This is a genomic window from Streptomyces sp. NPDC059743, assembly GCF_042732975.1.
Lineage (GTDB): Bacteria > Actinomycetota > Actinomycetes > Streptomycetales > Streptomycetaceae > Streptomyces.
This window is the reverse complement of sequence record NZ_JBHWGS010000008.1, coordinates 259,602-284,464: the sequence shown is the minus strand read 5'-3', so window position 1 is coordinate 284,464 and position 24,863 is coordinate 259,602. Positions and strand designations below refer to the sequence as shown.

Genomic DNA, 24,863 nt, shown 5'->3' with positions numbered 1-24,863 from the left:
AGAACGAGGCAGGGAAGGCCGGAGGGCGCTGTGTCCGTCCTCCGGCCCTGCCCGTCAGATGGCGGCGCCGGTCAGGCGTTGGGGTCGAACGGGATGCCGGCCGGCTTGGCCCGCTCCAGGTGGTAGTTGAAGTTGCCGTCCTTGAGGCCGAAGACGGCACTGCCGAAGTTGGCCTGGCTCAGCTTGTCGCGCAGACCGGCCGGGTAGCCGTTCCAGCCGACCAGCCGCGGGAACTGCCAGCCGCGGTAGTGGTTCTCCGGCGGCTCGTCGTTGTTGTTCGCGGGACGGAAGCAGTGCGTGCTCGCGCCGTCCTTGTGGTAGACGACCTTGGGGTGCGTGCCGTCCCAGCGGATCTGGTCGCGGTTGTAGACGTTGAAGTTGCCGTGGGCGGAGGTGGAGACGTACTTGGCCTCGTTGTTCTGCACCCACACCACGACATGCTCCCAGTCGTGGCGGTGCCCGCCGAGCCCGCTGCCGGCCACGGCCTGGTCCTTCTCGAAGTAGAGGCCGTACATGATCGCGCACCAGCCGTTGTTGCACTTGTAGCGCGCGTATCCGTTGGTGTTGTCGAGGTCCCAGGAGTCACGGCATGAGCCGTTGACGGCACCGGTGGTGTTGAGGCCCGGGGCTATGGTCCCGTCGGGGCCGATGGCGGGGGTCGGGTAGCAGCCGTCCCCGTCGTAGTCGTACGCCGGCTGGAACGTCTGCTCCAGGCCGTCCGCGTTGGCGGGCAGCGCCCTGGGGGGATCGGCGAGCGCGATGCCGGGGAAGGCGACGACCAGCGCGATGGCGCTGACAAGGGTGAGTGAGGCCTTGCGGATGCGCGAGCTTTTCTTCACTGCGTCCTCCTGATCGACCGCGGCGTGGGGCACGCGGTCAGATTGACATGTTGACGGCAGTGAAGTCCGAAGTGAAGGTGGCCTGGGCCGAGTTGAGGCACGTGGCTGCGCGTTTCACGGATCCGGTACGCACGGCGAGGCGGCAAGGCGGCCGGAAAAAGTTCGGTGCTGGTGTCATCCGGCCCTGCGGCAACCGGAGTTTGAAGGGATGGAGAGGCGCCCTCCGTACCGTTCCATCTCAAAGACGCACAAGGAGCTGTCCGTTCATGACACGGATCAAGAAGTATGTGGCCGCCGCGACGGTCACGGCGGCGGTGCTGGCCGTGCCGACAGGAGCGTACGCGCTGACCTCGGGCGGGACGTCCTCCACGCCTTCGGCCTCCGTACCGTCCGCCAAGTCCGTTGGTGACTCAGCCGCGTTCGGCGCGTCCGGCGCCGGTGTACGGCCTGCCGACCAGGCGCCGTCCATACGCGTCGTCGCTCCGGGCGAGCGGGTCAAGGCCGCGCCGGGCGTCCGGCTGTGGCTGACCAAGGAAGGCAAGTACTGGTCCACTCCGGACATGGACGAGCAGTTCCGCAGTGTCACCGACGGAAACCTCGACCTGAGCACACCCGGTGTCTCCCGTCAGTCGGAAACGGTGGGCGACCGCTACTTCCACTCCGGCGTCTACTACGGCAGCCGTGCCGCGGCCCGCGTCGAGATCACCACCCGGACGGGCAGGACCGTACGCGCCTCGATGGTGGAGCTGGCGGGCAAGCCGGGCTGGGGCGCCTGGTACACCACCACCGAACTGCCCACAGTCGCCAAGGTCCTCGGTCCCGAAGGCGCGGGCACCGGCACAGACACTGGCGCGCCGGTCGACTTCATCCGCAGCGTCACCCTGTACGACACGGCGGGCCGTGTCCTGGCCACTCTGGCCTCCCCGGCCTCCGCGGGCAACTAACAAGCTCGGGTGGGGGCCTTGGCTGCCCGGGGGAGCCCAGGCCCCCACCCGTACCGTCGTCCTCATCTCCGCTCTCCACCCGAATCCGCTCGAACCGAGGGACCGCCGGTAGTGCCGTACACGAACGACGACTTCGCCGAGTACGCCGCCGCGGCCTGGCCCCGCCTCGTACGCGCCGCGCATCTGCTCACCGGTGACTTCCACGAGGCGGAGGATCTGGTGCAGACCACTCTCGTCAAGGTCTGTGCGCGCTGGCGGCGGATCCCTCGCGAGGAAGTCGAGTTCTATGTGCGCCGGTCACTGATCAACAACAACCTCAGCCGGGTGCGGAAGCGGCGCGTCATCCATCTGCTGACGCCGTTGATGCCGGAGCGGGTGCACGGCCGGCACGCCGGACACGCCGAGCACATCGAGGAGCGTGCCGCCATTACCCAGGCCCTGGAGACGCTGTCGGCCCGGCAGCGTGCGGTGGTGGTGCTGCGCTACTGGGAGGACTTGAGCGAACAGGAGATAGCCGAGGTGCTGAACTGCTCGGTCGGAACGGTCAAGACCCACGCCCGGCGCGCACTGGAGACCTTGCGCGCCCATCCCGTCATCGCCCGCCGGCTACCCGGGTCGGAAGCCGGAGCCGGAGCCGGAACCGCCCCTGGCACGAGAACTGCCCCTGGTACGGGGGCCGTTCCAGGCACCGAAGCCTTCCCGGGCACCGGCGCCGGAACCGGAGCCCGCCCATGAATCCCGCCTCCGAGGCCGAACGCCGGCCGGACGACGCGTACCCGAACGCCTACCCCAACACGAACCTCGGCGCGAACTCTCGCGCATACCGCCGTGCGTACGACGACATACTGCGCGACACCTTCACCGAGGCCGCGAACGCCGTCACGCCCTCTCCCGCGCCGCTGGCCGCGATCGAACGGGCCGGCCGCGCCCGGCGCCGACGCGGCAACGCGGCCCTGGTGATGGCCGGTTGCGGACTGCTGCTGGGCCCGCTGGCCGTCGTCCTCGTACGCGGCACCGCGCCGCCCGATCCCGTACCCGTACCCGCGCCGGTCCTCACCGCGGCGCCGCCGACGCCCTCGCCCGCTCCGGAACCGGCGCCGAAGCCGGCCCGTGTGGTGCAGCCGAACCAGCGGGTGAAGGCCGCGCCGGGCGTGGAGGTATGGCTGACCAAGGACGGCAAGCACTGGTCCATTCCCGAACAGCCCGACCAGTTCCGCAGTGTGAACGACGGCAACCTCGACATGAGCGTGCCCGGAGTCTCGCATCAGGCAGAAACGGTGGGCGATCGCTACTTCCACTCCGGTGTCTACTACGGGACGCACGAGGCATCACGTGTCGAGATCACGACACTGACCGGCAAAGTGGTGCGCGCCGAACTGCTGCAACTGGCGGGCAGGCCCGGCTGGGGCGTCTGGTACGCCACCACCGAACCGCCGGGCGTGTCAGGGCCGGAGATTGTCCGCGGCATCACTCTCTACGGTGCCACGGGCAAGGTCCTTGCGACGCTCTGAGCCGGGTCGGCGGACCTGGTAGGGCGCGATCACGCCTTCGGCGTGCGCAGAAACAGCGCGGCCATGATCACACCGGCCACCACGATGAGCGCGTTGACCAGCACGGCGACACTCACACCGGCCAGAATCACATCCGGATCGGCGGACCCGCCGACATGAGCCGTGACGACGGCGCTCATGATCGGTGTGCCCATGGTGATACCGACCTGCTGGCTCATGGTGGCCATACCGGTCGCCATGCCCTGCTCCGCGTCGGGCAGACCCGAGGTGGCGGTCACCATGAAACCGACGATGACGAGCATGTTCCCGACACCGCCGACGAAGGTCGCGGTCAGCAGCAGCCACATCGAGCTCCGGCTGTCGCCGAGGCCGACCAGTGCCACCGTGGCCACCGCCTGCACCAGACCGCCCGTCACCAGCGTCGGTGTGGTGCCGATCCTGCCGATCACCCGGGCCGCGGCGACACCGCCGACGACGGTGCCCAGTCCTAGTACGCCGAAGGACAGACCGGCCGCGAGCGGTGAGAACCCGAGCACTTTCTGAAGATAGAGCGTCATCAGAAAGACAAGAGAGGTCTCGGTGACGAAGGCGAGCAGACCGGCGAGGTTCCCGAAGATCACCGAGCGCCGCCGGAGGATCCGTACCGGAACGAGCGGCTGTGGCACGCCCTTCTCCACGAAGTAGAAGACCACCAGCAGCACCAAGCCCAGGATCAGTCCGACGAGGGCCTTCGGGTCGCCGAATCCGTGCTCGCCCGCCATGGTCAGTCCGTACACCAGGGAGAGCAGTCCGACGGTCACGGCCAGCGCGCCCGGCAGATCGAGCCGTGCGCGGCCGTCGCCGCGGCTCTCGTCGTCGCCACGGTTCGCGTCGTCGGCGCGGCTATGGTCGTGGCCACGGCTCTCGGAGATCACGGTCGGCGCGGTGATCAGCACGGCCAGCGCGACGGGCACATTGATCAGGAACGACCAGCGCCAGCTCAGCAGATCGGTGAGTACGCCGCCGAGGACCGCGCCGGTGGTGAAACCGGCCGACATCAGCGCGCCGTTGAGGCCGAGCGCCTTGGACCGCAGCGGGCCCTCAGGAAAGGAGGAGGTCAGCAGCGCGAGACCGGCCGGTGTCACCGCGGCCGTCGCCAGGCCCTGTGCCACACGGGCGATCAGCAGCGTCTCGGGATTGACGGCGAGCCCGCCGAGCAGTGAGGCGGCGCCCAGGACCGCGAGCCCGGTCAGAAAGAGCCGGCGCCGGCCGACAAGATCGGCGATCCGGCCGAAGAGCAGTGTGAATCCGGCGGCGGCGAGGGCGAACGAGGTGGCGATCCACTGGAGGTTTCCCAGCGAGAAGCCCAGTCCCTTGCCTATGGCGGGGAGCGCGACGTTCAGGATCGAGAAGTCCACGGCGAGCATGAACTGTGCGACCAGCAGCACCACCAGGACGAGCTTCAGCCGGCCGGTGAGCCGCTCGGGTGGTGCTGAAGGCTGTTGCTCTGACACACCGTCGAGTGTCGACATCGTCGGGTTCCCTCTCGTCCTCGGACAGGCACGGCCATCGCGCCGACCGAGAGTCTGTGGTTGCCTTGTCCGGGCAGCCAGCCACGGGCGCCGCGTACGCACGGCATGCGTGTCACCGCTGGTCCTACCACTCGCAGGGTGTGGGACGGCCCCGGTCCGGCCGGGAGAGCGCGGCCATACTGGTCGGCATGGACACTCCCGCGGAGCTTGGTGAATTCCTGCGCACACGGCGTGCACGGCTGAAGCCCGAGGACGTCGGACTGGTCTCGTACGGTGCCCAGCGGCGGGTGCCTGGCCTCCGGCGCGAGGAGCTGGCACAGCTCGCCGGCGTGAGCGCGGCGTACTACGCGCGGCTGGAGCAGGGCCAGAGCGGCAACGCCTCTGAAGCGGTACTCGACGCGCTCGCCCGCGCGCTCCGGCTGAGCGACGACGAACACTCCCATCTGCGGAATCTCGCCCGTCCAGGCCGTGCCAAGCGCCGTCCGCCGGACCGGGCGGTCCCTGTCCGGCTCGGCACCAAGCAGCTCATCGACGCCATGGACGGCGTGCCCGCGATCGTGCTGGACCGGCGCAGCGATGTGCTCGCCTGGAATCCTCTGGGCCATGCCCTGGTCGGCGGCCATCTCGACTTCGCCGCTCCCGAGCGGCACACCGAGCGTCCCAATCTCCAGCGGCTGCTCTTCCTCGATCCGCACACCCGCGAGCTGTATCCGCTCTGGGACGAGGAGGCCAAACGCGCGGTCTCCTCGCTGCGGCTGATGGCCGGGCGCTGTCCCGACGACCGCCGACTGGCCGAGCTGGTCGGCGAACTGCTCATGAAGAGCCCGGAGTTCGCCGCGCTCTGGCAGCGCCATCCGGTACGGAACTGTGTGTCAGGCGTGAAGTCCTTCCACCATCCGCTGGTGGGACCGATGGAGCTTTCCTTCGAGACGCTGCGCATGCCGGACGAGTCCGGCCAGTGGACGCTGATGTACAGCGCCGAGCGCGATTCCCCGGCCGAGGCCGGCCTGAGCCTGCTGCGTACGCTCACCGAAGCGCACCCGCATCCGGTCACTGCCACCGCCTCCGTCAAGGACACGGCTTAGGCCGGCCCGCGTAAGACGGCACACCCACCCGTGTGGGGTGGGTGTGCCTGTGGGCTCGGCCCGTGGTGGGAATCAGCCGATGTGAGCGGGAGCCGCGCCCTCCGCCTGGTGCTGCTTGCCTGCGTTGACGGCGAGTACGGTGACGGCCAGACCGGCCAGGAACATCGCCGCGGCGGCGGCGAACGCCACGGTGTAGCCGTGTGTCAGTGCCTCACCGGCGCGCGCCACCAGGCTGAAGTCCTCGATGGCCAGGCCCCGGTAGAGGGCTTCGGCCGCGTCGGGCAGCTTGTCGTCGGCCGCGGAGGTGGAGATCGTCGACAGGACCGCGAGACCGAGGGCGCCACCGATCTGCTGGGCCGTGTTCAGCAGCGCCGAGGCGATCCCGGTGTCGCCGGCCGCGACACCGCTGACCGCGCCGAGCGTCATCGGGACGAAGCTCATGCCCAGGCCGAGGGCGGTGACGAACATCGCGGGCATCAGATGCCCGGCGTACGAGGAGTCCGGCTCCAGCGTGGCGAACCAGAACATGCCCACGGCCGCCACGAGCAGGCCCGGCCCGGCGATCAGCCGGGGCGGGACGTGGGTGACCAGCTTGGAGCTGACGCCCGCGGCGACGGCCATGCCGAAACTGAAGGGCAGATAGGCGAAGCCGGTCCTGACCGGGCTGTAGCCGACGATCAACTGCATATACAGCGTCAGGAAGTAGAAGGTGGCGAACATGCCCGCGCCGATGAACAGCATCGTGGCGTAACTGCCCCACCGGCTACGGTCCTTGAACAGCCGCAGCGGCATCATCGGGTGATCGGTACGGGCCTGGACGAGCAGGAACGCGACGAGTAGCGCTGCCGCCGTAGCAAAGGAGGTGAGGGTGAGGCTGTTGCTCCAGCCGTGTTCACCGCCGCGTGTGATGCCGTACACGAGGGCGATCAGACCGCCGGTACCGGTGATCGCACCGGGGATGTCCAGTCGGCCCGGGGTGCGTTCGGCCTCGACAAGGGTCCTGGTTCCGGCGAGAACGGCCAGACCGATGGGGATGTTGACGAAGAACACCCACCGCCAGTCCAGGACATGGGTGAGCACGCCGCCGAGCAGCAGCCCGACCGTGGCTCCGACGCCGCCCATGGCCGCGTAGACGCCCATCGCCGTATTGCGGGGCTTGCCCGCGGGAAAGGTCGTGGTGATCAGGGCCAGGGCGCTGGGCGCGGCGAGCGCGGCACCGACGCCTTGCAGGATGCGGGCCGCGATCAACAGGGCCTCGTTCGGGGCCAGTCCGCCCAGCACCGACGCCAGCGTGAAGATCGCGATGCCCATCTGGAACATCCGCCGCCGCCCGAACAGATCCCCGGCCCGGCCGCCGAGCAGCAGCAGCCCGCCGAAGGCCAGCGCGTAGGAGTTGACGATCCACGCCAGGTTCGCGTCGGACACGCCGAGGTCGGTCTGGATGCTCGGCAGGGCGATGTTTGTGATCGTGGCGTCGAGGACCACCATCAGCTGGGCCGCGGCGATCACGAACAGGGCCAGTCCCAGATGCCGGTCCCGGCGTGGCGTACCGGAGATGTCCGGCCGCGCGGGAACGGCGGTCGTGCTCTCGTAAGACATGGAAAGAACTCCAAGAGGTGGACAGAAGAATCGTCCCGGACCATTCCGGGAAAAGGGCGTGAGGGCGAACTGTTTACGGTGAAGTAAAACGCTCGCAATGCAATCCGGGAGCAGGATGCCGGAATGGGCATATGGTCTGGACCCCGGGACGAACACGAACCTTAGCACCCGATTGTCGCAGGTGACGGCCGTGAACGGGCGATCCCGATGTGGCCGTTCTCGCACTTGACAGACCTGTCCGGCGTACAGACACACGATCCGTGGACATTCTCGAATTCCGCTTGCTTTTTCCGTGGAAGTACCTGCACAGCGAAATCCGGGATCGCGGGATCGGCCGTGCCCACACTTTTCCCGACCATGCAAATCGAGAGGTCGGAGAGCTTTTCCTCTGTGTGTCTACGAGGCCGCCCGGCTGGGGGCGCAAACGCCTGCGGGCCCCGGGCCGTTGTTGTTACGGCTCGGGGCCCGCAGGCCGCGGTGGAGAGTGGAGAGGTCAGACGGTGTCGAGGGCCGTGCGCAGGGTGCCGATCGCCTGGCTGATGGCGCCGCGACCGGCTCCGTGCTGCCGATGGTCAGACAGCGACTTCGGTCGGGGCGTCCGTCCCCGTCAGGGCGACGGACAGGTCCCAGAGCCGGCGCGCCGTCCCCGGGTCGCTGTCGGCCTTGCGGCGCTTCTCGGTCCTGGGCAGTTCACTGGACCGTCCGCCCGGACCGATGTAGGTGTTGCCCGGGAGGTCCTCCGTGGCGGCGAAGAGCGTGGGCAGCGCACCGTAGTCGACCTCCTTCTGGGCGATGAAACGGTAACCGAAGGTGGTTGACGCGCCCACGAAACCGGTGAGGTGGCGGTCGAGCGGCGTCGCGGCGACACCAGGGTGCGCGGCGAGCGCCCGTACAGGGCTGCCGGACGCGGTGAGCCGGCGGTCGAGCTCCTGGGTGAACAGCAGATTGGCGAGCTTGGACTGACCGTAGGCGCGCATGGGCCGGTAGGCGCGGTGCTCCCAGTTCAGATCCGCCAGGTCGATGTGTCCGATCCGGGCCAGCCCGGAGGAGACCGTGACGATCCGGTCGGTGATGTACGGGAGCAGCAGATTGGTCAGCGCGAAGTGGCCGAGATGGTTGACGCCGACGGCGGACTCAAATCCGTCGGCGGTCGTCTCCCGGGTGACGGGCATGACACCGGCGTTGTTGACGAGGATGTCCAGCGGACCGCTCCAGCCGCCGGCGAAGGCACGGACCGAGTCCAGGTCGCCGAGGTCGAGAGCGCGTACCTCGGTGCGGCCGGGAAGTGGATCCGCGACGGCACGTCCCTTGGCGATGTCACGGACGGCGAGGACGGTGTGCGCTCCGGCGCGGGCCAGCTCACGGGCGGTGACGGCGCCCAGTCCGCTGTTGGCTCCGGTGACCACGACGGTACGGCCGGTCAGATCGGGCAACGTGGGCGGATACCAAAGAGGTTGGGCCATGACGAGTCCTTGGGTGGGAGGTGTGATCCGTGTGAACGGCACGCGGAAACGGCAGGACCCAAGTGTGGGCGGAAAGAAGAACCGTAACCACGGATCACTTGTCCCAGGGACGGCGAATCCATGCCTCGCGCCACGGCGTGGTTGCGCCGTTCTTCGCCTTCAGCGCGAATGCGCTACGGGCGGCCGCGAGGATCTTGTCGCGGTTGCGCTCGGCGTCTGGCCGCCTCGGCTCAGGCCGTGCCGTACGGCGGTTCGGACGCCTTCAGGCGCTGCATGGCGGTCAGGCGGACGGCGAAGTACAGCGCCGCTGCCGCAGCGGCGACGTCCAGGGCGTCGGCCACCATCACTTGGAGGACGGCGTCGCGGATCTCGTCAAGAGCTTCGGCGTTCTCGTAGCGCCGCCCGACGTACCAGCTGAACAAGGTCGTGGTGGCGAACAGGCCCCACCACAGGTTCACCGGCCACATGGAGACCTTGTACGGTTCGCCGTCGGCGGGCAGCCGTGTGCCGGCGCCCCATATGTTGACGGCGATGCGGTAGGGCATCCAGAAGTTCGCCAGCGGGATGAACCAAGCCCCGATCGCCCAGCCGGGGCCGCTGCGGAACCGGTCCGGCCCGAGCACTCCCGCGACGCGGCGCACCGAGTGGAACCAGACGATGAAGACGATCGCGCAGGCGAGGAACGCGGTCCCCTGGAATTGACCCGCCATCCGGTACAACGCGTCGGCATCGTCCAGCTCCCGCTGCGAGGCGAAAGCGAAGCCGTCGTCCCCGTCGAGCAGCATGGAGAACCGGACACCGGCGTAGACGGCAAACAGGTCGCTCAAGGCAACGGCCGTCAGCAGCGCCGACACGCCTGCCAGGAGGGCACGTGGCGATCGTGGCATCCGGGCCGACGGAGCGGGACGCGGGCGGAGATCGCTGGATGCAGACATGACAATGGCCCCCCACAGGCATAAAAGGAATCGCGCACAAGAACGCGCGTACGGACGATACGCCGGCCACAGACAGTCCGTCCATGACAAAACCGCAGGTCCGGAAGGCCAAGAGCACGCGAGACCGAAGGGCGACCGACTTATGGCCCTTGACTATTCGGCCCCTTGAACGAAAAGTGGCTACTGCATAGAGATGAGAGGAATGCCCTATTTCTACAGTCGGCACGCTCAGCAAGGTGGCTGTGACCGCCCCGAAGCGGCTCTCCCAGCGGATGCGGGATCAGGGCCGGCCCTTCGAGACGGCGCTCCTCACCCCGCTGCTGGTGATCGTCGTGGTCTCGGTGGTGGCGGCCCTCACGCCTCACCTCCAGTTCAACCGGTTGCTCGGAGCGGCACCGGCGCTGGCCGCGGCCATGTTCCCCGTGGTCGGCACGCTGGGCGTCGGAGCGCTGGCCCTGGCGGCCGACACCGTCCTCGGTCTGACCGTCGAGCACGATCTGAACCGGACACCCGGCTACTTCACGCTGCTCGCGATAACGGCGATCACCCTGGCCGCCGCCTACGCCAGCCGCGTACGGCAGAACCGGGAGCGCACGCTCGCCCAGGTCTGCGCCGTGGCGGAGACCGCGCAGCGGGTGCTGCTGCGCCCGCTGCCCAATCATCTCGGGCAGGTCGACATCGAAGTGCTCTACCAGGCCGCCGCCGCGTACGCCCGGATCGGCGGCGACTTCTACGAGGCGGTACAGACCCCGTACGGAGTACGGCTGATCATCGGTGATGTACGCGGCAAGGGACTGCCGGCTGTCGAGGCCGCCTCGGTCGTCCTCAGTTCGTTCCGGGTGTTCGTCAAGGACACTCCGGACCTGCCGACTCTGGCCGGCCGGCTGGAGAGCAGCATCAACGGATACTGCGAAGCCGTCCCCAGCGAGGACGTGCTGGAGCGTTTCGTCACCATCGTGCTCGTGGAGATTCCCGCCGAGGAGCCCGTCGCCCGCCTGGTCAACTGCGGACATCCGGCGCCGCTGCTGCTGCACGACGGCGAAGTGCGCGAGGTGGAGCCCAGTGCGCCGTCAGCGCCGATGAACATGGCTTCCCTGCTCGGCGATCACTATCGGGTGGACACGATCCCGTTCGCCGCCGGCGACAGTCTGCTGCTCTACACCGACGGTGTCAGCGAGACCCGTGATCGCGCCGGGACCTTCTATCCTCTCGCCCAGCGTGTCCGGCCCTGGGCCTTCGTCTCGCCGCGCAAGCTCCTGGACCTCCTCCACCAGGACATACTCGCCTATGTCTCGGGCATCCGCGACGACGACCTCGCGGCCCTCGTCGCCCACCGCGTCACCGCCACCCCGGCCGCCCATTAGGCCATGGATGTGAGCCAACTCCACGTTTCCGTAAGAGAGTTAATGGGAACGATTGGTGTTTCTCAGGGGGAAACAGGGGGCCTGGTCATGACTTCGGGGGATTCGGAAAGCCGCATTCCGGCCTATCCGGGCGTCGAGCGCTTTGTCGACGCGTTCGACAAGCTGGTGGTACAGCCGCGGCGCAGTCGCAGCAGAGTACCGGTCGTTCTGCTCAATGAGCCGGACGGTGGCACCGCGGGACGCCGGATCGTCACGGGGCTGCGCTCGCGGATGCGCGGGCGCAGCGAGGTCCTCGCTCCGCACGCGTACATTCCGCGACTGCCGGACGGCACCGACCCGCCACCGCTCGAACTCTTCGAGCATCTGACGCTCCAGCTCGCCGAGACCATGCCGCCCGGCACCGGTGAACTACGTCTGCACAGCTACCGGTTGCTCCGCTCCGTCGTCACCGCGCCCGCCATCGAAGGCCTCATGGAGCGCCGCCACGCCGAGCTGCGCAACCACTGCTACGCGGAGCACCGCAACTGGTCCCGTACCGCCCAGACCCTGTGGTGGCTCGGCGGCCGTGACCAGGCCAGCGGCGGCACACTGCTGGAGCTGCTGTGGAACTTCATCGCGGGCCCGCTCTTCCAGCGGCTGCCGCGCGCCTTCTTCGGCTGGCGCGCCAACCGCCGCATGCTCGGGCGGGCCCGCAGCCGCAGCTGGTACGCGGAGTGGGTGCGCCGCCAGCACGGCAGCCCGCCCACCGACTTCTTCCGCTCCGCGCTCGACCTCGTACACGGCGAGCCCGCCGGTGAGCCGGAGCGTATGGACCGGGTGCTCATGCACGCCCTGCTCGCCGATCTCGACCAGGCGTGCCGGCCCCGTCTCCTCAACCCGTGGCGGCGGCGTCGCACGTCACGCTTCGTGCTTCTCTTCGACGACGCGGGGCCCGCGGACTCGCGCGTGCAGCGCTTTCTGCGTGAACTGCGCTCCGCCGTGGAGGACTTGCGCTGCACGTCGGTGTTCGCGGTGGCGGCCGGCGTACGGTCGCTGGCCTCGCGCATCCCCGATATCAACGCGTCGGGCCTCGCCCACGCCGGCGCCGAGCTGATCAACATCGAGCGGCGCGGAATGACACCGGGCCAGCCGACCGGCATCGTCGTACCGGTGGCCGAGGGACCGGAGGACGACCAGGCGGCGGTGTACTGGCTCGGCCGCTGGCCCACGCTGGTGACGCCGTCGCCGCGCTGGGGTCCTGGCGCCGAGGTGGCCGGAGTGCTCGGCATCGGAGTGCTCGCACTCGCACTCGCCGCCGCCCTCCTCCTCGTACCGGACATCGGAGGCCGCGAGAGGGACGACCCGTGTCAGGGCTCCACCTTCCTCGGTACGGACGGTCAGTGTGTCGGTGTCGCCGAAGGCGCGGCCGGTTTCGGCGACGAGCCCAGTGAGCAGGCTTTACGGGCGGTGCTCCAGCAGATCGAGCGGCAGAACGAGGAAGTCGACAAGGAGCTCGCGGGCCGGCCTCGAGACGACCCGCGCCCCGGCCGCCGCACCGTCGTCTACTTCGGCCCGCTCACCGGTGGTAAGGACGCCGAAGACCCGGTGCGCGGCGGTACGTTGGCGGAGCTGCGCGGTATCGCGCTGGCGCAGCGGCATATCAACGCCCAGGCGCTGCGTTCCGGCGAGCGTGTCCCGCTGCGGGTGCTCGCCGCCAACGCGGGTGACCGTTTCAAGGACGCGCCCGCCGTCGCCGACCGGATCGTGGAGCTCGCCGCGAGCGATCCGTCCATTGCGGGCGTCGTCGGTTTCGGGCAGAGCCGCCGCAATACGTACGAGGCGATACGTACTCTCGACACGGCGGGCATCCCGATGGTCGGCACCTCGGGCACCGCCGATGAACTCCTCCGCCAGGGCGAGCACTACTACCAGACTGCGCCCACCGATACGCGCGCCGGCGAGCTGATGGCGGCGTTCGCCTCGAACGCCGGGATGACCACGGGCGGGCGGAAGGCGCGCCGGGTGAGTCTCGTCGCCGACGCCACCGACGCCTACAGCAACAGCCTTGCCGCGGCCTTTCTCGGATCGTACGGGCAGGAGCGCACCGACGTACTCCTCTACACCCCGACCGACGCGCCGGAGCCGGGACCGGTGCCCGGTGCGCTCGGCGGGCGGCCGGTGGCGACCGTGGAGGATCTGGCCCGCGAGGTCTGCCGCGCCGTGAGTGAGGAGCCGCGGACGGCGGTGGTGTGGTCGGCGCGGGCCAGCCAGTTCCAGCTCTTCCTGGCCGAGATCGCCCGTATCTCCGGCGACTGCCCGAAGATCAGTGTGCTCGGCGGCGACGATGTCACCAACACACTGACGGAGGAGCAGCGTCCCTGGGACGACTTCAAGGGCCTCACGCTCTACTACGTCTCACACGGCTACACCCCCGAACTGGCGGTACGGAGCCCGGAGGCCGCGGCCTTCCTCGCCGCGTACGACCGCGCGTACGGCGGCGATCACAGCTCCGGGACGAAGGCCATGCGCGAGGACGGCCATGTCGCCCTCGCCTGGGACGCGTTGCGCTATCTCGCCGAAGGCATCGACCAGGCCTGGCGGACCACCGGCGGACATGACGACCGCCTCGACCGCGGACTGCTGCAAGGCGTGCTCTACCAGGGCCTCGGCGACGGTGGCTTCGACGGCGCCACCGGCCGTATAGACGCGCACGGCGCGGCGGGCGGAGGACGGCTGACGGAGGACAAACTGCTCGCGGTGCTGCGGGGCGGCAGCGACAAGACGACGACGGAACTGCTGTGCGGCACGGTGGCGCGTGGCGATGAACGTACGAGGTGGGGGCCGAAGGGCGAGGAACACCTCTGCCCTTGATTCAACAATACGTCATACAATTACACGCTGGCGATTCCTGGCAACTCTCCGGATTTCTCTTGACGGTTTATTCGAACGTGCCATGCAATGAAGAAAGCGCCATCGAGGCTCTGTTGAGCCATAACGGCAGCGCATTTCAGGAGTGCCGTTCCGAGAAAGGAAACCGTCATGCTCGAAAACGAGGAACTCTTCGAAGAAATGTCGATCCCTGAGACGGAGTCGGCTTTCGCCGGGCACAGCTGCTTCAGCGCCGTTTCGGATGTGACGGAGCAGGAAGCCGAGCCGACGGAGTAGCGCAACAGGTGTCTTCCTGTCTTGCCATGGGCAGGGAGGCACCTTCGTACTCCGCGTACCCCCGGCACTCCCTCGTACTCCCGGCGTCGTCGTACGCGTCACTGTCGTACGCATCACTTTCCCGAAGGCGGACAGAATTGGAATCGACCCAGGACCCGTCGGCCACCCCACGCTCCGCTTCCCTCGCCCTTACGCCACGGCGCGATGTACGGCTCGCCACGCGCGACGATCACCTGTATATCTGCGCGAGTACGGGTACCCTCCGCGTCCCGGCCGGAGTGTCCGCTCCGGACGGCGGAGAGCACGGCCTCCTCGCGCTCGATGCCGTACCGGATCGCGTCATCGAGGGAATGCGCACCCGCGGCCTTGTGCACCTGGGCGATGGACAGCGTGCTCACCCTCTCTATGGACGGGAGGAAGAGCGGAGTGACCTCACGGTCGCCCTGGCCGCCGACGGGCTGCTGGCGGCCGAGGCCGCCGCGCTCCTGATCCGGGCCGGAGTCAGAGTGGTCGTCGCCGAGCGGAGCGCGGACGCCGACGCCGAACGCCTGGACGCCGACGCGGTACTCCTGCCGCTCGGCCTGGCGGAGTCCGAACTCCAGCGCTGGACCCGGTTCTCCCTCGCCGGCGGCACGCCGCTGGTGACCTGTCTGAGCACACCGACACGTCTGCTCCTCGCCACCCTCGCCCCGCCGCGTACGGCCTGTCCCGTCTGTCTCGTACGGCGCATCCGCGCCAATCACACCTGGCAGCCGGTCGCCGATCTGCCGTTCGACGTGCTGCTGGGCGCGGCGGAGAGCGAGGCCTGGCCCACCACCGCCATCGCCGCCGGGATCCTCGCCCATGAGGTGCTCAGGGCCCTCACCACGGAACCGCGGACCGAGCCCCCGGTGCTGACCGACATCGACCACGATTCGCTGGAGCGTACGCGCCACGCGCTGTTCCACACACCGAACTGCCCGGCGTGCGCCGAGGCCGTCGTCCCGCCGAAGCGTGGTGAGGCGAACGTCATTGATATGCGGGCCAGTTGGGAGCTGATGCGCGGCGCGGTCGATCCGCTGACCGGGCTCGTGCCCGAGCTGCGCGTGGACGAGAGCGACGGCCGCCCGGGCAGCACCACCTATGCGCGCACTGCCGGCGTGACCACCACGACATGGTTCTCCCCAGTGAAGGCGGAGGCGCGCGGCGGCGCCGTGAAGAGCGATCCGACCGGCGCCCGGGTCTGTGCGGTCGGCGAGACCATGGAGCGGTATGCCGCAGGCGTCTACGATCCGGACCGGCTCCTCCGCGCCACCTTCGCCGCACTCGGCGACGAGGCCGTCGACCCGCGCACACTCCCTCTCGGCTCGGCCAAGGAGTACGCCGAGCGGCCACGGTACGGGCCCTTCGATCCGGACGTGGAGATCGACTGGGTCCGGGGCCACTCGCTCACCACCGGCAGGACGCGGTATGTGCCGGCGTGCACGGTGTATCTGCCGTATCGCTTTCCCCGAGGCCACAAGCCCTGGTTCGATCCGATCTCCACCGGCCTGGCCGCCGGCGGCACTTATCATCACGCCGTGCTCGGCGGCCTGTTGGAGATCGTCGAGCGCGACTCGGCCATCGTCTTCTGGGAGAACCGGCTCACCTTGCCCAGCCTGGATCTCACGCGGCTCCCGGACGGCCCGGCCCGGCGGATCATCGACCGTGTCACCGCGGACGGCGCCACGGTCATCTGCAAGGACCTCACCACCGACCTCGGTATCCCGGCCGTGGCCGTGCGCTTCGCCGAAGGCACGCCCGACCGGCCCGTGGTCGTCCATACCGCCCGCGCCGATCTCGATCCGCACGCGGCGCTCCTCGGAGCGCTGGAAGAGGCATGTCTATGTCGGACAGGCGCCGGTATCTGGCTCGCGAAGGAGGAAATCCCCGGCCCCGACGATGTCTTGAGCAGCCTCAGCGAATTCTCCCTCTACTACTGCTCCCCCGAGCGCCAACACCATCTGGCCTTCTGGGACGAGGGCCCGCTGCACCAGGTCCCGCCCGCCAGGCCCGCCGCCGGGCTCCGGACCGATGTGGACGAGGCGGTCCGCCGGCTGGCCGCCCGAGGATACGAGACCATCACCGTCGACATCACTCCGATCGATGTGGCCGAGTGCGGTGTATCGGTGGTCAGGACGGTGGTGCCCGGCCTGTGCCCGCTCACGCTGCGCAGCGACTTCCACCGTCGTGGTGGGCCACGTGTCTTCACCGCGCCGGTCGCCATGGGCGTGCGTGAGAAGAGCCTCGCAGAGGACGAGCTGAATCCATTCCCGCTGCCCTTCCTGTGACGGCGCGAAAGTCTGGTCAACGAAAGAAGGGAGTGGACGCATGGACGACCAGCATCGCTATCGGCGCAATCCCGATATTCTGCTGGAATGGGGAGAGGGCGCGAGCCCGATCCTGGTCGACTGCCGTCGGTGGCGGAAGTTCTCCGTCAAGCCCGTGCTCGTCGGCCTGCTCCACCAGCTCGACCGCCCGCTGACGGCGGAAGAACTCCACGATCGCTGGCGGGAATCCGGCCATGCCGACGAGGCGCGCACGCTTCTGGACCGGCTTGCCTCGGCAGGGATCATCCAGCGGTGTGCGCCGGCCGACGTCATGGGAACAGCCGACGGCACCGGAACAGGAGTCGCTTCCGGCGGCGACGGCTGGACACCCTATGAGCTCGCCGTGCACGCACAGGCCGGGAGAGGTCCCGTCCCGCATGCCCGGCGCGGTGTCCCGCCGCCGGCCCGGTTCGTCCATCCCGAGGCCACCGAGATCATCACGCTGCCCGACGGCCGCGATGCTCCGAGCCGCCCGCTGGCCGAGGTACTGGCCGAGCGCCGCAGCATCCGCGCCTTCGCTCCGTCGCCGGTACCGCTCCCGCTCATCGGCGCGTTCCTCGACCGGACCGCACGGGTACGGGGCTGTCTCCCGCCGCGCGCGTACGAGCAGACGCACCGGTCCGCGCCGTCCGGCGGCGGACGCCACAGCCTGGAGGTGTATCTGCTGGCGCGCGAGGTGGAAGGGCTGGCGGGCGGCGCGTACCACTACGATCCGTTCACCCACACACTGCACCGGCTCTCCGCATGGACCGATGAACTCGCCGTCCTGCAACGGCGGACCGTCATCGACGCCGCCGCCATGAAGGAGGCGCCGCCCGCCGGGATCTATCTCGCGTCCTGCGCCGGCCGGACCACCTGGAAGTATGAAGGGATGTCGCTGAGCCTCGTCTATCGCGACACCGGATGCCTGATGCAGACCATGTGTCTCACCGCGACCGATCTGGGCCTGGCGTCCTGTCTGACCGGTGCGATGGAGACACCGTTGACGGCCCCGTTCCTGGCACCGCACCGGGACCGGCTGATCCATGTGGGCAGCATGGCCCTCGGTCTGCCCACGGTTCCCTCGGCCGCGCCCGCCCTGGAACCACTGGCTCAGCAATGAGCTTGTGCGGCCTACGCGTTCGCCCGGCTTATGCGTTCGCCTCTGACAGGTCCGGAGTCGTCCGGGACGCCAGGAGCAGAGCTACATCGTCCTCCTGGCCCTGCCGGTCCTCGATGCTGGCGACGATGTGCTCCGCCAGTCGATCGAGGTCGCCGGGGCCGGGACCGCTGTCGAGGAGCACCTGTATCTGCTGTTCGCCGGCGGCCATATCGGTGTCATGGAATTCCAGCAGCCCATCGGTGCACAGCAGGAGCGTCTCGCGCGGGCCGAGGCGAAAGTGGTGAATGGGATAGGGAACGTCGCCGGGATCGGGCAGGCTCAGTGGGAGACCGGGCGGGAGGCCGAGCGGCGGGCCGCCTTCCACGGTCAGTTGGACAGTTCCACGGGCGGTGCGGATATGCGGGCTGGGATGTCCGGCACGGACAACCTCCGCCTGGCCGGTGGCGGGACCGAGGCTGACATAGACGCATGTGGCGAGCCGCTCGGTGTCCAGGTCGCGCAGAAACGTCGAGGCCCTGGACATGAGCTCCGTCGGCGAGTGTCCCTCGGTGGCATACGCGCGAAGCGCCGTCCGCAGTTGTCCCATGACGGCGGCGGCTTGAATGTCATGTCCCTGTACGTCACCCACGACCAGGCCGACGCGTCCTTCGGGCAGCGGCATGACGTCGTACCAGTCCCCGCCTATCTGGTGACCGGCCCGTGCGGGCCGGTAGCGGGCGGCGACGCTCATTCCCGGCACCGTCTCGATCTTGGCGGGAAGCATGGCCTGCTGAAGACCCACCGCCATGGCGTGTTCCTCGTCGTAGAGCAGCGCCCGCTGGAACGACTGGGCGACGGTGGCCGACAAGGCCGTCAGCAGATTCCGCTCCTCGGGCGAGAAGCCTTTCTTGCCCTCGTACAGAATGGCGAGCACACCGGTGAGCCTGGCCTGCGCCATAAGCGGCAGAACAGCGGACGCGGTGAATCCTGTCCCTTTGATGTAAGGCCATAGCATCGAGTAATGGGCCCGTATGTCCGCCCGTGTGACGAACAGCGGATTCTGTGTCTGGAAAACCTCGGCGATCGGCCGGTCGTCATCGAGCCGGCCGTACTCCAGATCGCGTACATATTGAGGAGGCATTCCGACGGTGGCCAGTCGGCGGAGCCTGTTCTGCTCAAGAACGGTCAGCGATATGCCCACAGCGCCTACCGGGCCCAGAATTTCATGACTGGTCAAAGCCGTCAGCACGTCCTCGACACCGAGCGCCTGGGACAGAGCCGTCGTGGTCGCCTGGACAACGCCTGCCTGGTGCCGACGCTCGGACTCCAGGGTGGACTGCTCCTCGGCGTAATGCAGTTCGGCGCGGAGGACACCGATCACTCGAACAGGTTTTCCGGACTCATCACGCATAATGGCAGCCTGCGAATGTGCCCACCGAGTGGTTCCATCCGATCGGCGAACACGAAAATAATTACCACAACTTGTCGAGCACCGGGGATCCACAAGAACCTCGGCCATCCGCGCCCTGACGCCAGGTCGCTCTTCGGGCACGATCCGCCGATAGAGCGTGGATATCCACCCGTCGAACTCACCGGGCTCCAGGTCGAATATCGCAAGCGCGCTCGGATCGAGCACGACTCGCGTGGATTCGACATCCCACACGAACCCGCCGATTCCATTCAGCTCCATCGCTCTCGACAGATCTGCCCGCAGTTCGTCTCCGAGTGGATCGGATGGCGCACCACCTGACATCGGGCGATTACTGTGTGTCATACGACCTCCTGATATTCAAAGTGTAGTCCGAGGCGGATAACCGCCCGCCGAACTCCGCTTCCCGGCAACTACGAGGCGGGGCCGGTCTGTTCGCGGCCGTTCATGGGGGTGGCCAGCCAGCGAGTACTTAGTATAGCCTTACCTAAGTTTTCGGCCTGATCGATGGGCGGAGATCTCGGGAGCCGGAGGAGTGCGGTGGGGGCTGAAGGCCCGATGGGGCGGGATGTCCTGAGGCGGGCGGTGGAGGGACAGCGGCGTGATGTCGTCCTCGCATCGCTTCTCGCGGCCGGGCACCAGGCGGGCGAGGCGCTTGTTCCGGTGCTCATCGGTCTGGTGATCGACCGGGCCGTCGCCGAGGGCGAGGGCGGTGCGCTCTGGCTGTGGATCGGCGTGCTGGCCGTTGTGTATGTCGGGCTCTCCTTCAGTTTCCGTCATGGCGCACGGCTGTCGGAGCGGGCCGCCGTGGCCGCCGCGCACGAGCTGCGGACCGCGCTGGTCGGGCGCGTACTGCATCCGGCGGGCGGCACCGAGGCGTTGGGGCTGCCCGGAGCTCTGGTGAACACCACCACCGAGGACGCCAAACGCGTCGGCGCCGTGAATGTCGCGGTGATGGAGGCGGTGGCCGCGCTGGCCGCGCTGAGCGTCAGCGCCGTGGCCCTGCTCTGGATCTCCGTACCGCTCGGTCTCGTCGTCCTGCTGGGCACGCCGCTGCTGCTGTGGCTGAGCCATCTGCTGAGCAAGCCGCTGGAGCGGCGCAGCGAGGCCGAACAGGAGCGGGCCGGGCAGGCCTCGGGAGTCGCCGCGGATCTCGTGGCCGGTCTGCGGGTGCTCAAGGGCATCGGCGCCGAGTCGGCGGCCGTCGCCCGCTACCGGTCCGCCAGCCGTGCCTCGCTGGACGCCACGCTGCGCGCGACCCGGGCACAGGCCTGGCAGAAGGGAATGACGCTCGCGCTGACGGGTGTGTTCATCGCCCTGGTCGCCCTGACAGGCGGCCGGCTGGCCGCCGCGGGCGACATCAGTCTGGGCGGACTGGTCTCGGCGGTCGGGCTGGCGCTGTTCCTGCTCGGGCCGCTCGAAGTGGTCGGCTGGGTGAACTCGGAGCTCGCGCAGGGCCGTTCCTCCGCCGCGCGGATCGCGAAGGTACTCGCCGCTCCCCCGGCGGTGGAGCCGGGCCCGGGCGTGCTGCCGGTGCCGGTACGCGGCCATGTCCGGCTGCGCGGTGTCTCGTACGCGGCGCTCCATGACATCGATCTGGACGCCGCGCCCGGCGAGTTGCTCGGAGTGGTGGCCACCGATCCGGCCGACGCGCTGGCGCTGCTCGGCTGTCTGGGACGCGTGGCCGATCCGGACGCCGGGACCGTGGAGCTGGACGGCTTGGCCCTGACCACGCTGGACCCGGCGGAGATCCGGAAGGTCCTGCTGGTCGCCGGCCATGACGCCGATCTGTTCGAGGGCACCGTGACCAGCAATGTGTCGGCCGCCGCGGACCGGACCGGCGGCATCGTGGCGGTGGCGATGGCCGCGGCCGGTGCGGACGAGGTCGCCGGAGCTCTTCCGCACGGCGCCGGTACGACGGTGACCGAGCGCGGCCGGTCCCTGTCCGGCGGCCAGCGCCAGCGTGTGGCCCTGGCCCGCGCACTGGCGGCCGATGCTCCGGTGCTGGTCCTGCACGATCCGACGACGGCGGTCGACACCGTCACCGAGGCCCGGATGGCCGATGCCGTCAGGGAGTTCCGGCGCGGGCGTACGACGATCCTGGTCACCACGAGCCCGGCGCTGCTCGCGGTGACCGACCGGGTGGTGCTCGTACAGGACGGACGCGTCACCGACACGGCGCCGCACGCCGAACTCGTACAGCGCCACGGGAGCTACCGGACGGCGGTCTTCGCGTGAAGCACGAGCACACCACAGCCGAACATGACCGCACGACAGCAGACCACGACCACACCACAGCAGAAGACGAACGAGCGCTGCTGCCCACCGCCTCCGCCCGTCGCACCCGCGCCGCGGTGCGCGAACTCCTGCGCCCTCACCGGCCGCTGGCCCTCGCCGCCCTGGTCACCACGGTCGCCGCGACGGCCGTCGGACTGGTGGTCCAGCCGGTGCTCGGCCATATCGTGGACGTGGTCACCGAGGCCCGTCCGGTCGGTGCGATCACCGTGCCCGTGATGCTGCTCGCCGCGGTCGCCGTCGTCCAGGGCGCCGCCACCGGTCTCGGGCTCTCACTGGTCTCCCGGCTCGGCGAGACCGTACTCGCCCGGCTGCGCGAGCGGTTCGTGGACCGCGCCCTGAATCTTCCGCTGGAGCAGGTGGAGGGCGCGGGCTCGGGCGATCTGACGGCGCGCGTCACCGGCGATGTGTCGCTGATCGCCGACGCGGTCCGCAACGCGCTGCCGGAGCTGACCCGTTCGGTGCTGGCGATCGTCCTCACCCTGGGCGCGCTGGCCCTGCTCGACTGGCGTTTTCTGCTCGCCGCGCTGCTCGCCGTCCCCGTACAGGCGCACACCGCGCGCTGGTACATACGCAACGCCGCACCGCTCTACGCCGAGCAGCGCATCGCGTACGGAGCCCAGCAGCAGCAGTTGCTGGACAGTATCGGCGGAGCACCGACCGTACGTGCCTTCCGGCTGGAGAAGGAGCACACCGAGCAGGTCACCGCGCGGTCCTCGTCGGTGGTGGCGCTGACGATGCGCGGTGTCCAACTGGTGCTGCGCTTCTACAGCCGGCTGCATCTGGCCGAGTTCACCGGACTCGCGGCCGTGCTGGTGGCGGGCTTCCTGCTGGTGCGTGCCGACGTTGTGTCGATCGGTACGGCGACGGCCGCCGCGCTCTACTTCCACAGCCTCTTCACTCCGGTCAACTCGGCGCTGATGCTGATCGATGACGCCCAGTCGGCCACGGCGGGCCTGGCCCGGCTCGTCGGAGTGGCCGATCTGCCGCCCGCCGTACGGGTGGAGCGGCCGGCCGTGCCGCGCGACGCGTCCATCGCCCTCGGCGGGATCGGCCACGCGTACCGGCCGGGCCATCCCGTTCTCCACGGAGTGGATCTGACGATCGCACCTCGGGAGCGGATCGCGCTGGTCGGCGCGAGCGGCGCGGGCAAGACCACACTGGCGAAGATCACCGCCGGTATCCACCAACCGTCCGAGGGCACGGTGCGGATCGGCGGCGCGGAACTGGACTCGCTCGACAAGGCCGCGCTCCACCGGACCGTCGCCCTGATCACCCAGGATGTCCATGTCTTCGCCGGACCGCTCGCCGACGATCTGCGGCTGGCCCGTCCCGACGCCACCGACGCCGAACTGCGTGAGGCGCTCGACCGCGTGTCCGCGCTGAGCTGGGCCGATCTTCTGCCGGACGGCATGGCCACGGTCGTGGGCGAGGGCGGGCACCGGCTCACCAGTGCGCAGTCGCAGCAGCTCGCCCTGGCGCGGCTGGTGCTGGCCGATCCGCCGGTCGCGATCCTCGACGAGGCCACCGCGGAAGCGGGCAGCGCCGGCGCGCGCGCCCTGGAGAAGGCCGCCGCCCGCGCGGTGGACGGCCGTACGGCTCTGATCGTCGCCCACCGTCTGACACAGGCCGCGAGCGCGGACCGGATCGTGGTCATGGACGCCGGACGGATCGTGGAGTCCGGTACGCACGACGAACTGCGCGCGGCGAACGGCCGCTACGCGGCTCTGTGGGAAGCGTGGTCGTACAGCCGCGACACAGCACCGTGACAGCGCACCGTGACAGCGCGCCATGACACGACGTCGTGACACCGCGCCATGACCTCGGAATCTCACACTGCCCATCCGTACACCCCCCGCATCCACCCACCAGAGAAGCACCGGACACGAAGGACCTCCTTGATGGCCCGCACTCTCCGCGCCGACCGGCTCGCCGCCGCGTCCGCGTCCGTACTCCTGCTGTTCGCCACCCTCTCCGCGTGCGGTGGCTCCGATTCGGACACGGGCTCGAAGCCCGACTCGGCGCAACAGGGCGAAGACGCCGCGGCGGCCGGTTCGTACCCTGTCACGATCGCCCACAAGTTCGGCAGTACGACGGTCGACTCCGAGCCTCGGCGGATCGTCACGGTCGGCCTCACCGACCAGGACGCCGTGCTGGCGCTGGGCAAGGTCCCGGTCGGGACGACCGAATGGCTGGGTGCGTACAAGGGCGCGCTCGGGCCCTGGGCCACGGCCGAGCTGAACGGCGGCGCGACACCCACACTGCTCAAGGACACCGGTACAGGCCCGCAGACCGAGCGGATCGCCGCGCTCAAGCCGGATCTGATCATCGCGCTGTACTCCGGTCTCACCGAGGAGCAGTACACGACGCTCTCGAAGTTCGCGCCGGTCCTCGCCCAGCCGAAGCAGTACAACGACTACGGCATTCCCTGGGAACTCCAGACGGAGACGATAGGCAAGGCGCTCGGCAAGGAGGCGGAGGCGAAGAAGCTGATCGACGGAGTGGAGGCGAAGTTCACCAAGGCGCGCGAGGAGAATCCGGGGTTCAACGGCGCGTCGGGCGTGATGGCCACACCGTACGAGGGCATGTTCGTCTTCGGCAGCCAGGACCCGCGGTCACGAGTGCTGACCTCGTACGGCTTCGCCCTGCCGGCCGGACTCGACAAGGCGATCGGCGACAAGTTCGGCGCGAACATCAGCAAGGAGCGCACCGATCTGCTGAATCAGAAGGTGGCGGTGTGGTTCGTGGAGGACGCCGCCAAGAACGCGGAGAAGCTGCACAAGGACCCGACGTACGGGGATCTGGATGTGGTGAAGCAGGGCCGCGAGGTCTTCGTCGACGAGACGAGTGACTTCGGGAACGCGCTGTCCATGGGGACGGTGCTGAGCCTGCCGTACGCGATGGACCGGCTGGTGCCGATGCTCGCGGCGGCGGTGGACGGAGACCCGGCGACAAAGGTGGAGCAGCCGGCCTCGTAGGCCCTGTCCGACCTGGCCGCGGCGCACGCACGACAGACGAAGGGCCCGGACCTCTCTCGGTCCGGGCCTTCGTGCTGTCCTCTGCCGTCCTCCCCCGGCGCCGTCCACCGGAGCCGGGGTCGCCTCCGTCAGCTCACTGCTGCTGGAGGCTCTTGGGACGCAGATCCGTCCAGTGCGACTCGATGTAGTCCAGGCATCCCTGGCGCTCTCCGGGACCATGGACACGCGTCCAGCCAGCCGGGATGTCCACGAAGTCCGGCCACAGGCTGTGCTGTCCCTCGTCGTTGACCAGGACCGAGTAGACGCCGTCCGGGTTCTCGAACGGATTGCCGCTCAT

19 protein-coding genes and 1 pseudogene are annotated in these 24,863 nt (G+C 69.0%); 12 read left to right on the top strand and 8 right to left on the bottom strand.

The window, feature by feature from the left end:
• Positions 1-71: 71 nt before the first annotated feature.
• Entirely contained in the window at positions 72-839 is a 768-nt protein-coding gene (locus ACFV6H_RS17275) for an NPP1 family protein (protein WP_385542438.1), read from the bottom strand.
• Positions 840-1,105: 266 nt separating this feature from the next.
• On the opposite strand from ACFV6H_RS17275, the gene ACFV6H_RS17270 reads away from it, so the two are divergent.
• The 3 genes from ACFV6H_RS17270 (at position 1,106) to ACFV6H_RS17260 (ending at position 3,294) form a co-directional block, all read left to right on the top strand.
• Complete coding sequence (locus tag ACFV6H_RS17270; RefSeq protein ID WP_385542436.1) at positions 1,106-1,783, top strand: hypothetical protein; 678 nt, start codon at positions 1,106-1,108, stop codon at positions 1,781-1,783.
• A 111-nt stretch (positions 1,784-1,894) separates the two neighbouring features.
• Positions 1,895-2,518 carry a SigE family RNA polymerase sigma factor gene (locus ACFV6H_RS17265; RefSeq protein WP_385542434.1) on the top strand — a complete coding sequence of 208 codons (624 nt, stop codon included), beginning with the start codon at positions 1,895-1,897 and terminating at the stop codon, positions 2,516-2,518.
• Entirely contained in the window at positions 2,515-3,294 is a 780-nt protein-coding gene (locus ACFV6H_RS17260) for a hypothetical protein (protein WP_385542432.1), read from the top strand. Before ACFV6H_RS17265 ends, ACFV6H_RS17260 begins: the two co-directional genes overlap by 4 nt.
• A 29-nt stretch (positions 3,295-3,323) precedes the next feature.
• Here the strand turns inward: ACFV6H_RS17260 and ACFV6H_RS17255 are convergent, their stop codons facing one another.
• Positions 3,324-4,805: an MFS transporter gene (locus ACFV6H_RS17255; RefSeq protein ID WP_385542430.1), complete on the bottom strand. Its 1,482-nt coding sequence runs from the start codon at positions 4,803-4,805 to the stop codon at positions 3,324-3,326.
• 188 nt (positions 4,806-4,993) lie between these two features.
• On the opposite strand from ACFV6H_RS17255, the gene ACFV6H_RS17250 reads away from it, so the two are divergent.
• Entirely contained in the window at positions 4,994-5,890 is an 897-nt protein-coding gene (locus ACFV6H_RS17250; RefSeq protein WP_385542428.1) for a helix-turn-helix transcriptional regulator, read from the top strand.
• A 72-nt stretch (positions 5,891-5,962) separates the two neighbouring features.
• On the opposite strand, the gene ACFV6H_RS17245 is transcribed toward ACFV6H_RS17250, so the two are convergent.
• The 3 genes from ACFV6H_RS17245 to ACFV6H_RS17235 form a co-directional block, all read right to left on the bottom strand.
• Positions 5,963-7,489 carry an MFS transporter gene (locus tag ACFV6H_RS17245; protein ID WP_385542426.1) on the bottom strand — a complete coding sequence of 509 codons (1,527 nt, stop codon included), beginning with the start codon at positions 7,487-7,489 and terminating at the stop codon, positions 5,963-5,965.
• A gap of 572 nt (positions 7,490-8,061) precedes the next feature.
• A complete protein-coding gene (locus tag ACFV6H_RS17240; protein WP_385542424.1) occupies positions 8,062-8,952 on the bottom strand; it encodes an oxidoreductase in 891 nt (296 codons plus the stop codon).
• Between the two features lie 230 nt (positions 8,953-9,182).
• Positions 9,183-9,779 (bottom strand): DUF4328 domain-containing protein, encoded by a 597-nt coding sequence (locus ACFV6H_RS17235; protein ID WP_385542422.1) that lies wholly within the window; start codon positions 9,777-9,779, stop codon positions 9,183-9,185.
• Between the two features lie 344 nt (positions 9,780-10,123).
• Between ACFV6H_RS17235 and ACFV6H_RS17230 the strand changes: the two genes are divergently transcribed.
• From ACFV6H_RS17230 to ACFV6H_RS17210, 5 genes are all read left to right on the top strand, one after another.
• Complete coding sequence (locus ACFV6H_RS17230) at positions 10,124-11,251, top strand: PP2C family protein-serine/threonine phosphatase (RefSeq protein ID WP_385542420.1); 1,128 nt, start codon at positions 10,124-10,126, stop codon at positions 11,249-11,251.
• A gap of 87 nt (positions 11,252-11,338) precedes the next feature.
• Positions 11,339-14,101: an ABC transporter substrate-binding protein gene (locus tag ACFV6H_RS17225; protein WP_385542418.1), complete on the top strand. Its 2,763-nt coding sequence runs from the start codon at positions 11,339-11,341 to the stop codon at positions 14,099-14,101.
• A 168-nt stretch (positions 14,102-14,269) separates the two neighbouring features.
• Complete coding sequence (locus ACFV6H_RS17220; RefSeq protein ID WP_385542416.1) at positions 14,270-14,395, top strand: azolemycin family RiPP peptide; 126 nt, start codon at positions 14,270-14,272, stop codon at positions 14,393-14,395.
• A gap of 137 nt (positions 14,396-14,532) precedes the next feature.
• Positions 14,533-16,704, top strand: a complete 2,172-nt coding sequence (locus ACFV6H_RS17215) for a YcaO-like family protein (RefSeq protein ID WP_385542414.1) — start codon at positions 14,533-14,535, stop codon at positions 16,702-16,704.
• A gap of 40 nt (positions 16,705-16,744) precedes the next feature.
• Positions 16,745-17,845 carry a SagB family peptide dehydrogenase gene (locus ACFV6H_RS17210; RefSeq protein WP_385542412.1) on the top strand — a complete coding sequence of 367 codons (1,101 nt, stop codon included), beginning with the start codon at positions 16,745-16,747 and terminating at the stop codon, positions 17,843-17,845.
• A gap of 28 nt (positions 17,846-17,873) precedes the next feature.
• On the opposite strand, the gene ACFV6H_RS17205 is transcribed toward ACFV6H_RS17210, so the two are convergent.
• Positions 17,874-19,205, bottom strand: a complete 1,332-nt coding sequence (locus tag ACFV6H_RS17205; RefSeq protein WP_385542581.1) for a PP2C family protein-serine/threonine phosphatase — start codon at positions 19,203-19,205, stop codon at positions 17,874-17,876.
• A pseudogene (locus ACFV6H_RS17200) lies at positions 19,206-19,514 on the bottom strand (PAS domain-containing protein); the annotation flags it as partial.
• Positions 19,515-19,811: 297 nt separating this feature from the next.
• Here ACFV6H_RS17200 and ACFV6H_RS17195 point away from each other — a divergent pair.
• The 3 genes from ACFV6H_RS17195 (at position 19,812) to ACFV6H_RS17185 (ending at position 24,526) form a co-directional block, all read left to right on the top strand.
• Positions 19,812-21,491, top strand: coding sequence for an ABC transporter ATP-binding protein (locus ACFV6H_RS17195; protein WP_385542410.1), 1,680 nt, complete (start codon positions 19,812-19,814; stop codon positions 21,489-21,491).
• Between the two features lie 77 nt (positions 21,492-21,568).
• The gene (locus ACFV6H_RS17190) at positions 21,569-23,317 is read left to right on the top strand and encodes an ABC transporter ATP-binding protein (protein ID WP_385542578.1); all 1,749 of its coding nucleotides are present in this window, start codon (positions 21,569-21,571) and stop codon (positions 23,315-23,317) included.
• 132 nt (positions 23,318-23,449) lie between these two features.
• A complete protein-coding gene (locus tag ACFV6H_RS17185) occupies positions 23,450-24,526 on the top strand; it encodes an iron-siderophore ABC transporter substrate-binding protein (protein ID WP_385542408.1) in 1,077 nt (358 codons plus the stop codon).
• Between the two features lie 133 nt (positions 24,527-24,659).
• Here the strand turns inward: ACFV6H_RS17185 and ACFV6H_RS17180 are convergent, their stop codons facing one another.
• Positions 24,660-24,863 carry an MbtH family protein gene (locus ACFV6H_RS17180; protein ID WP_384978178.1) on the bottom strand — a complete coding sequence of 68 codons (204 nt, stop codon included), beginning with the start codon at positions 24,861-24,863 and terminating at the stop codon, positions 24,660-24,662.

Coding starts and splice junctions, on each gene's coding strand:
- ACFV6H_RS17255 (WP_385542430.1), bottom strand. CDS start 4,805: ATGTCGACACTCGACGGTGTGTCAGAGCAACAGCCTTCAGCACCACCC.
- ACFV6H_RS17225 (WP_385542418.1), top strand. CDS start 11,339: ATGACTTCGGGGGATTCGGAAAGCCGCATTCCGGCCTATCCGGGCGTC.
- ACFV6H_RS17270 (WP_385542436.1), top strand. CDS start 1,106: ATGACACGGATCAAGAAGTATGTGGCCGCCGCGACGGTCACGGCGGCG.
- ACFV6H_RS17210 (WP_385542412.1), top strand. CDS start 16,745: ATGGACGACCAGCATCGCTATCGGCGCAATCCCGATATTCTGCTGGAA.
- ACFV6H_RS17240 (WP_385542424.1), bottom strand. CDS start 8,952: ATGGCCCAACCTCTTTGGTATCCGCCCACGTTGCCCGATCTGACCGGC.
- ACFV6H_RS17245 (WP_385542426.1), bottom strand. CDS start 7,489: ATGTCTTACGAGAGCACGACCGCCGTTCCCGCGCGGCCGGACATCTCC.
- ACFV6H_RS17220 (WP_385542416.1), top strand. CDS start 14,270: ATGCTCGAAAACGAGGAACTCTTCGAAGAAATGTCGATCCCTGAGACG.
- ACFV6H_RS17180 (WP_384978178.1), bottom strand. CDS start 24,863: ATGAGCGGCAATCCGTTCGAGAACCCGGACGGCGTCTACTCGGTCCTG.
- ACFV6H_RS17195 (WP_385542410.1), top strand. CDS start 19,812: ATGGGGCGGGATGTCCTGAGGCGGGCGGTGGAGGGACAGCGGCGTGAT.
- ACFV6H_RS17185 (WP_385542408.1), top strand. CDS start 23,450: ATGGCCCGCACTCTCCGCGCCGACCGGCTCGCCGCCGCGTCCGCGTCC.
- ACFV6H_RS17250 (WP_385542428.1), top strand. CDS start 4,994: ATGGACACTCCCGCGGAGCTTGGTGAATTCCTGCGCACACGGCGTGCA.
- ACFV6H_RS17260 (WP_385542432.1), top strand. CDS start 2,515: ATGAATCCCGCCTCCGAGGCCGAACGCCGGCCGGACGACGCGTACCCG.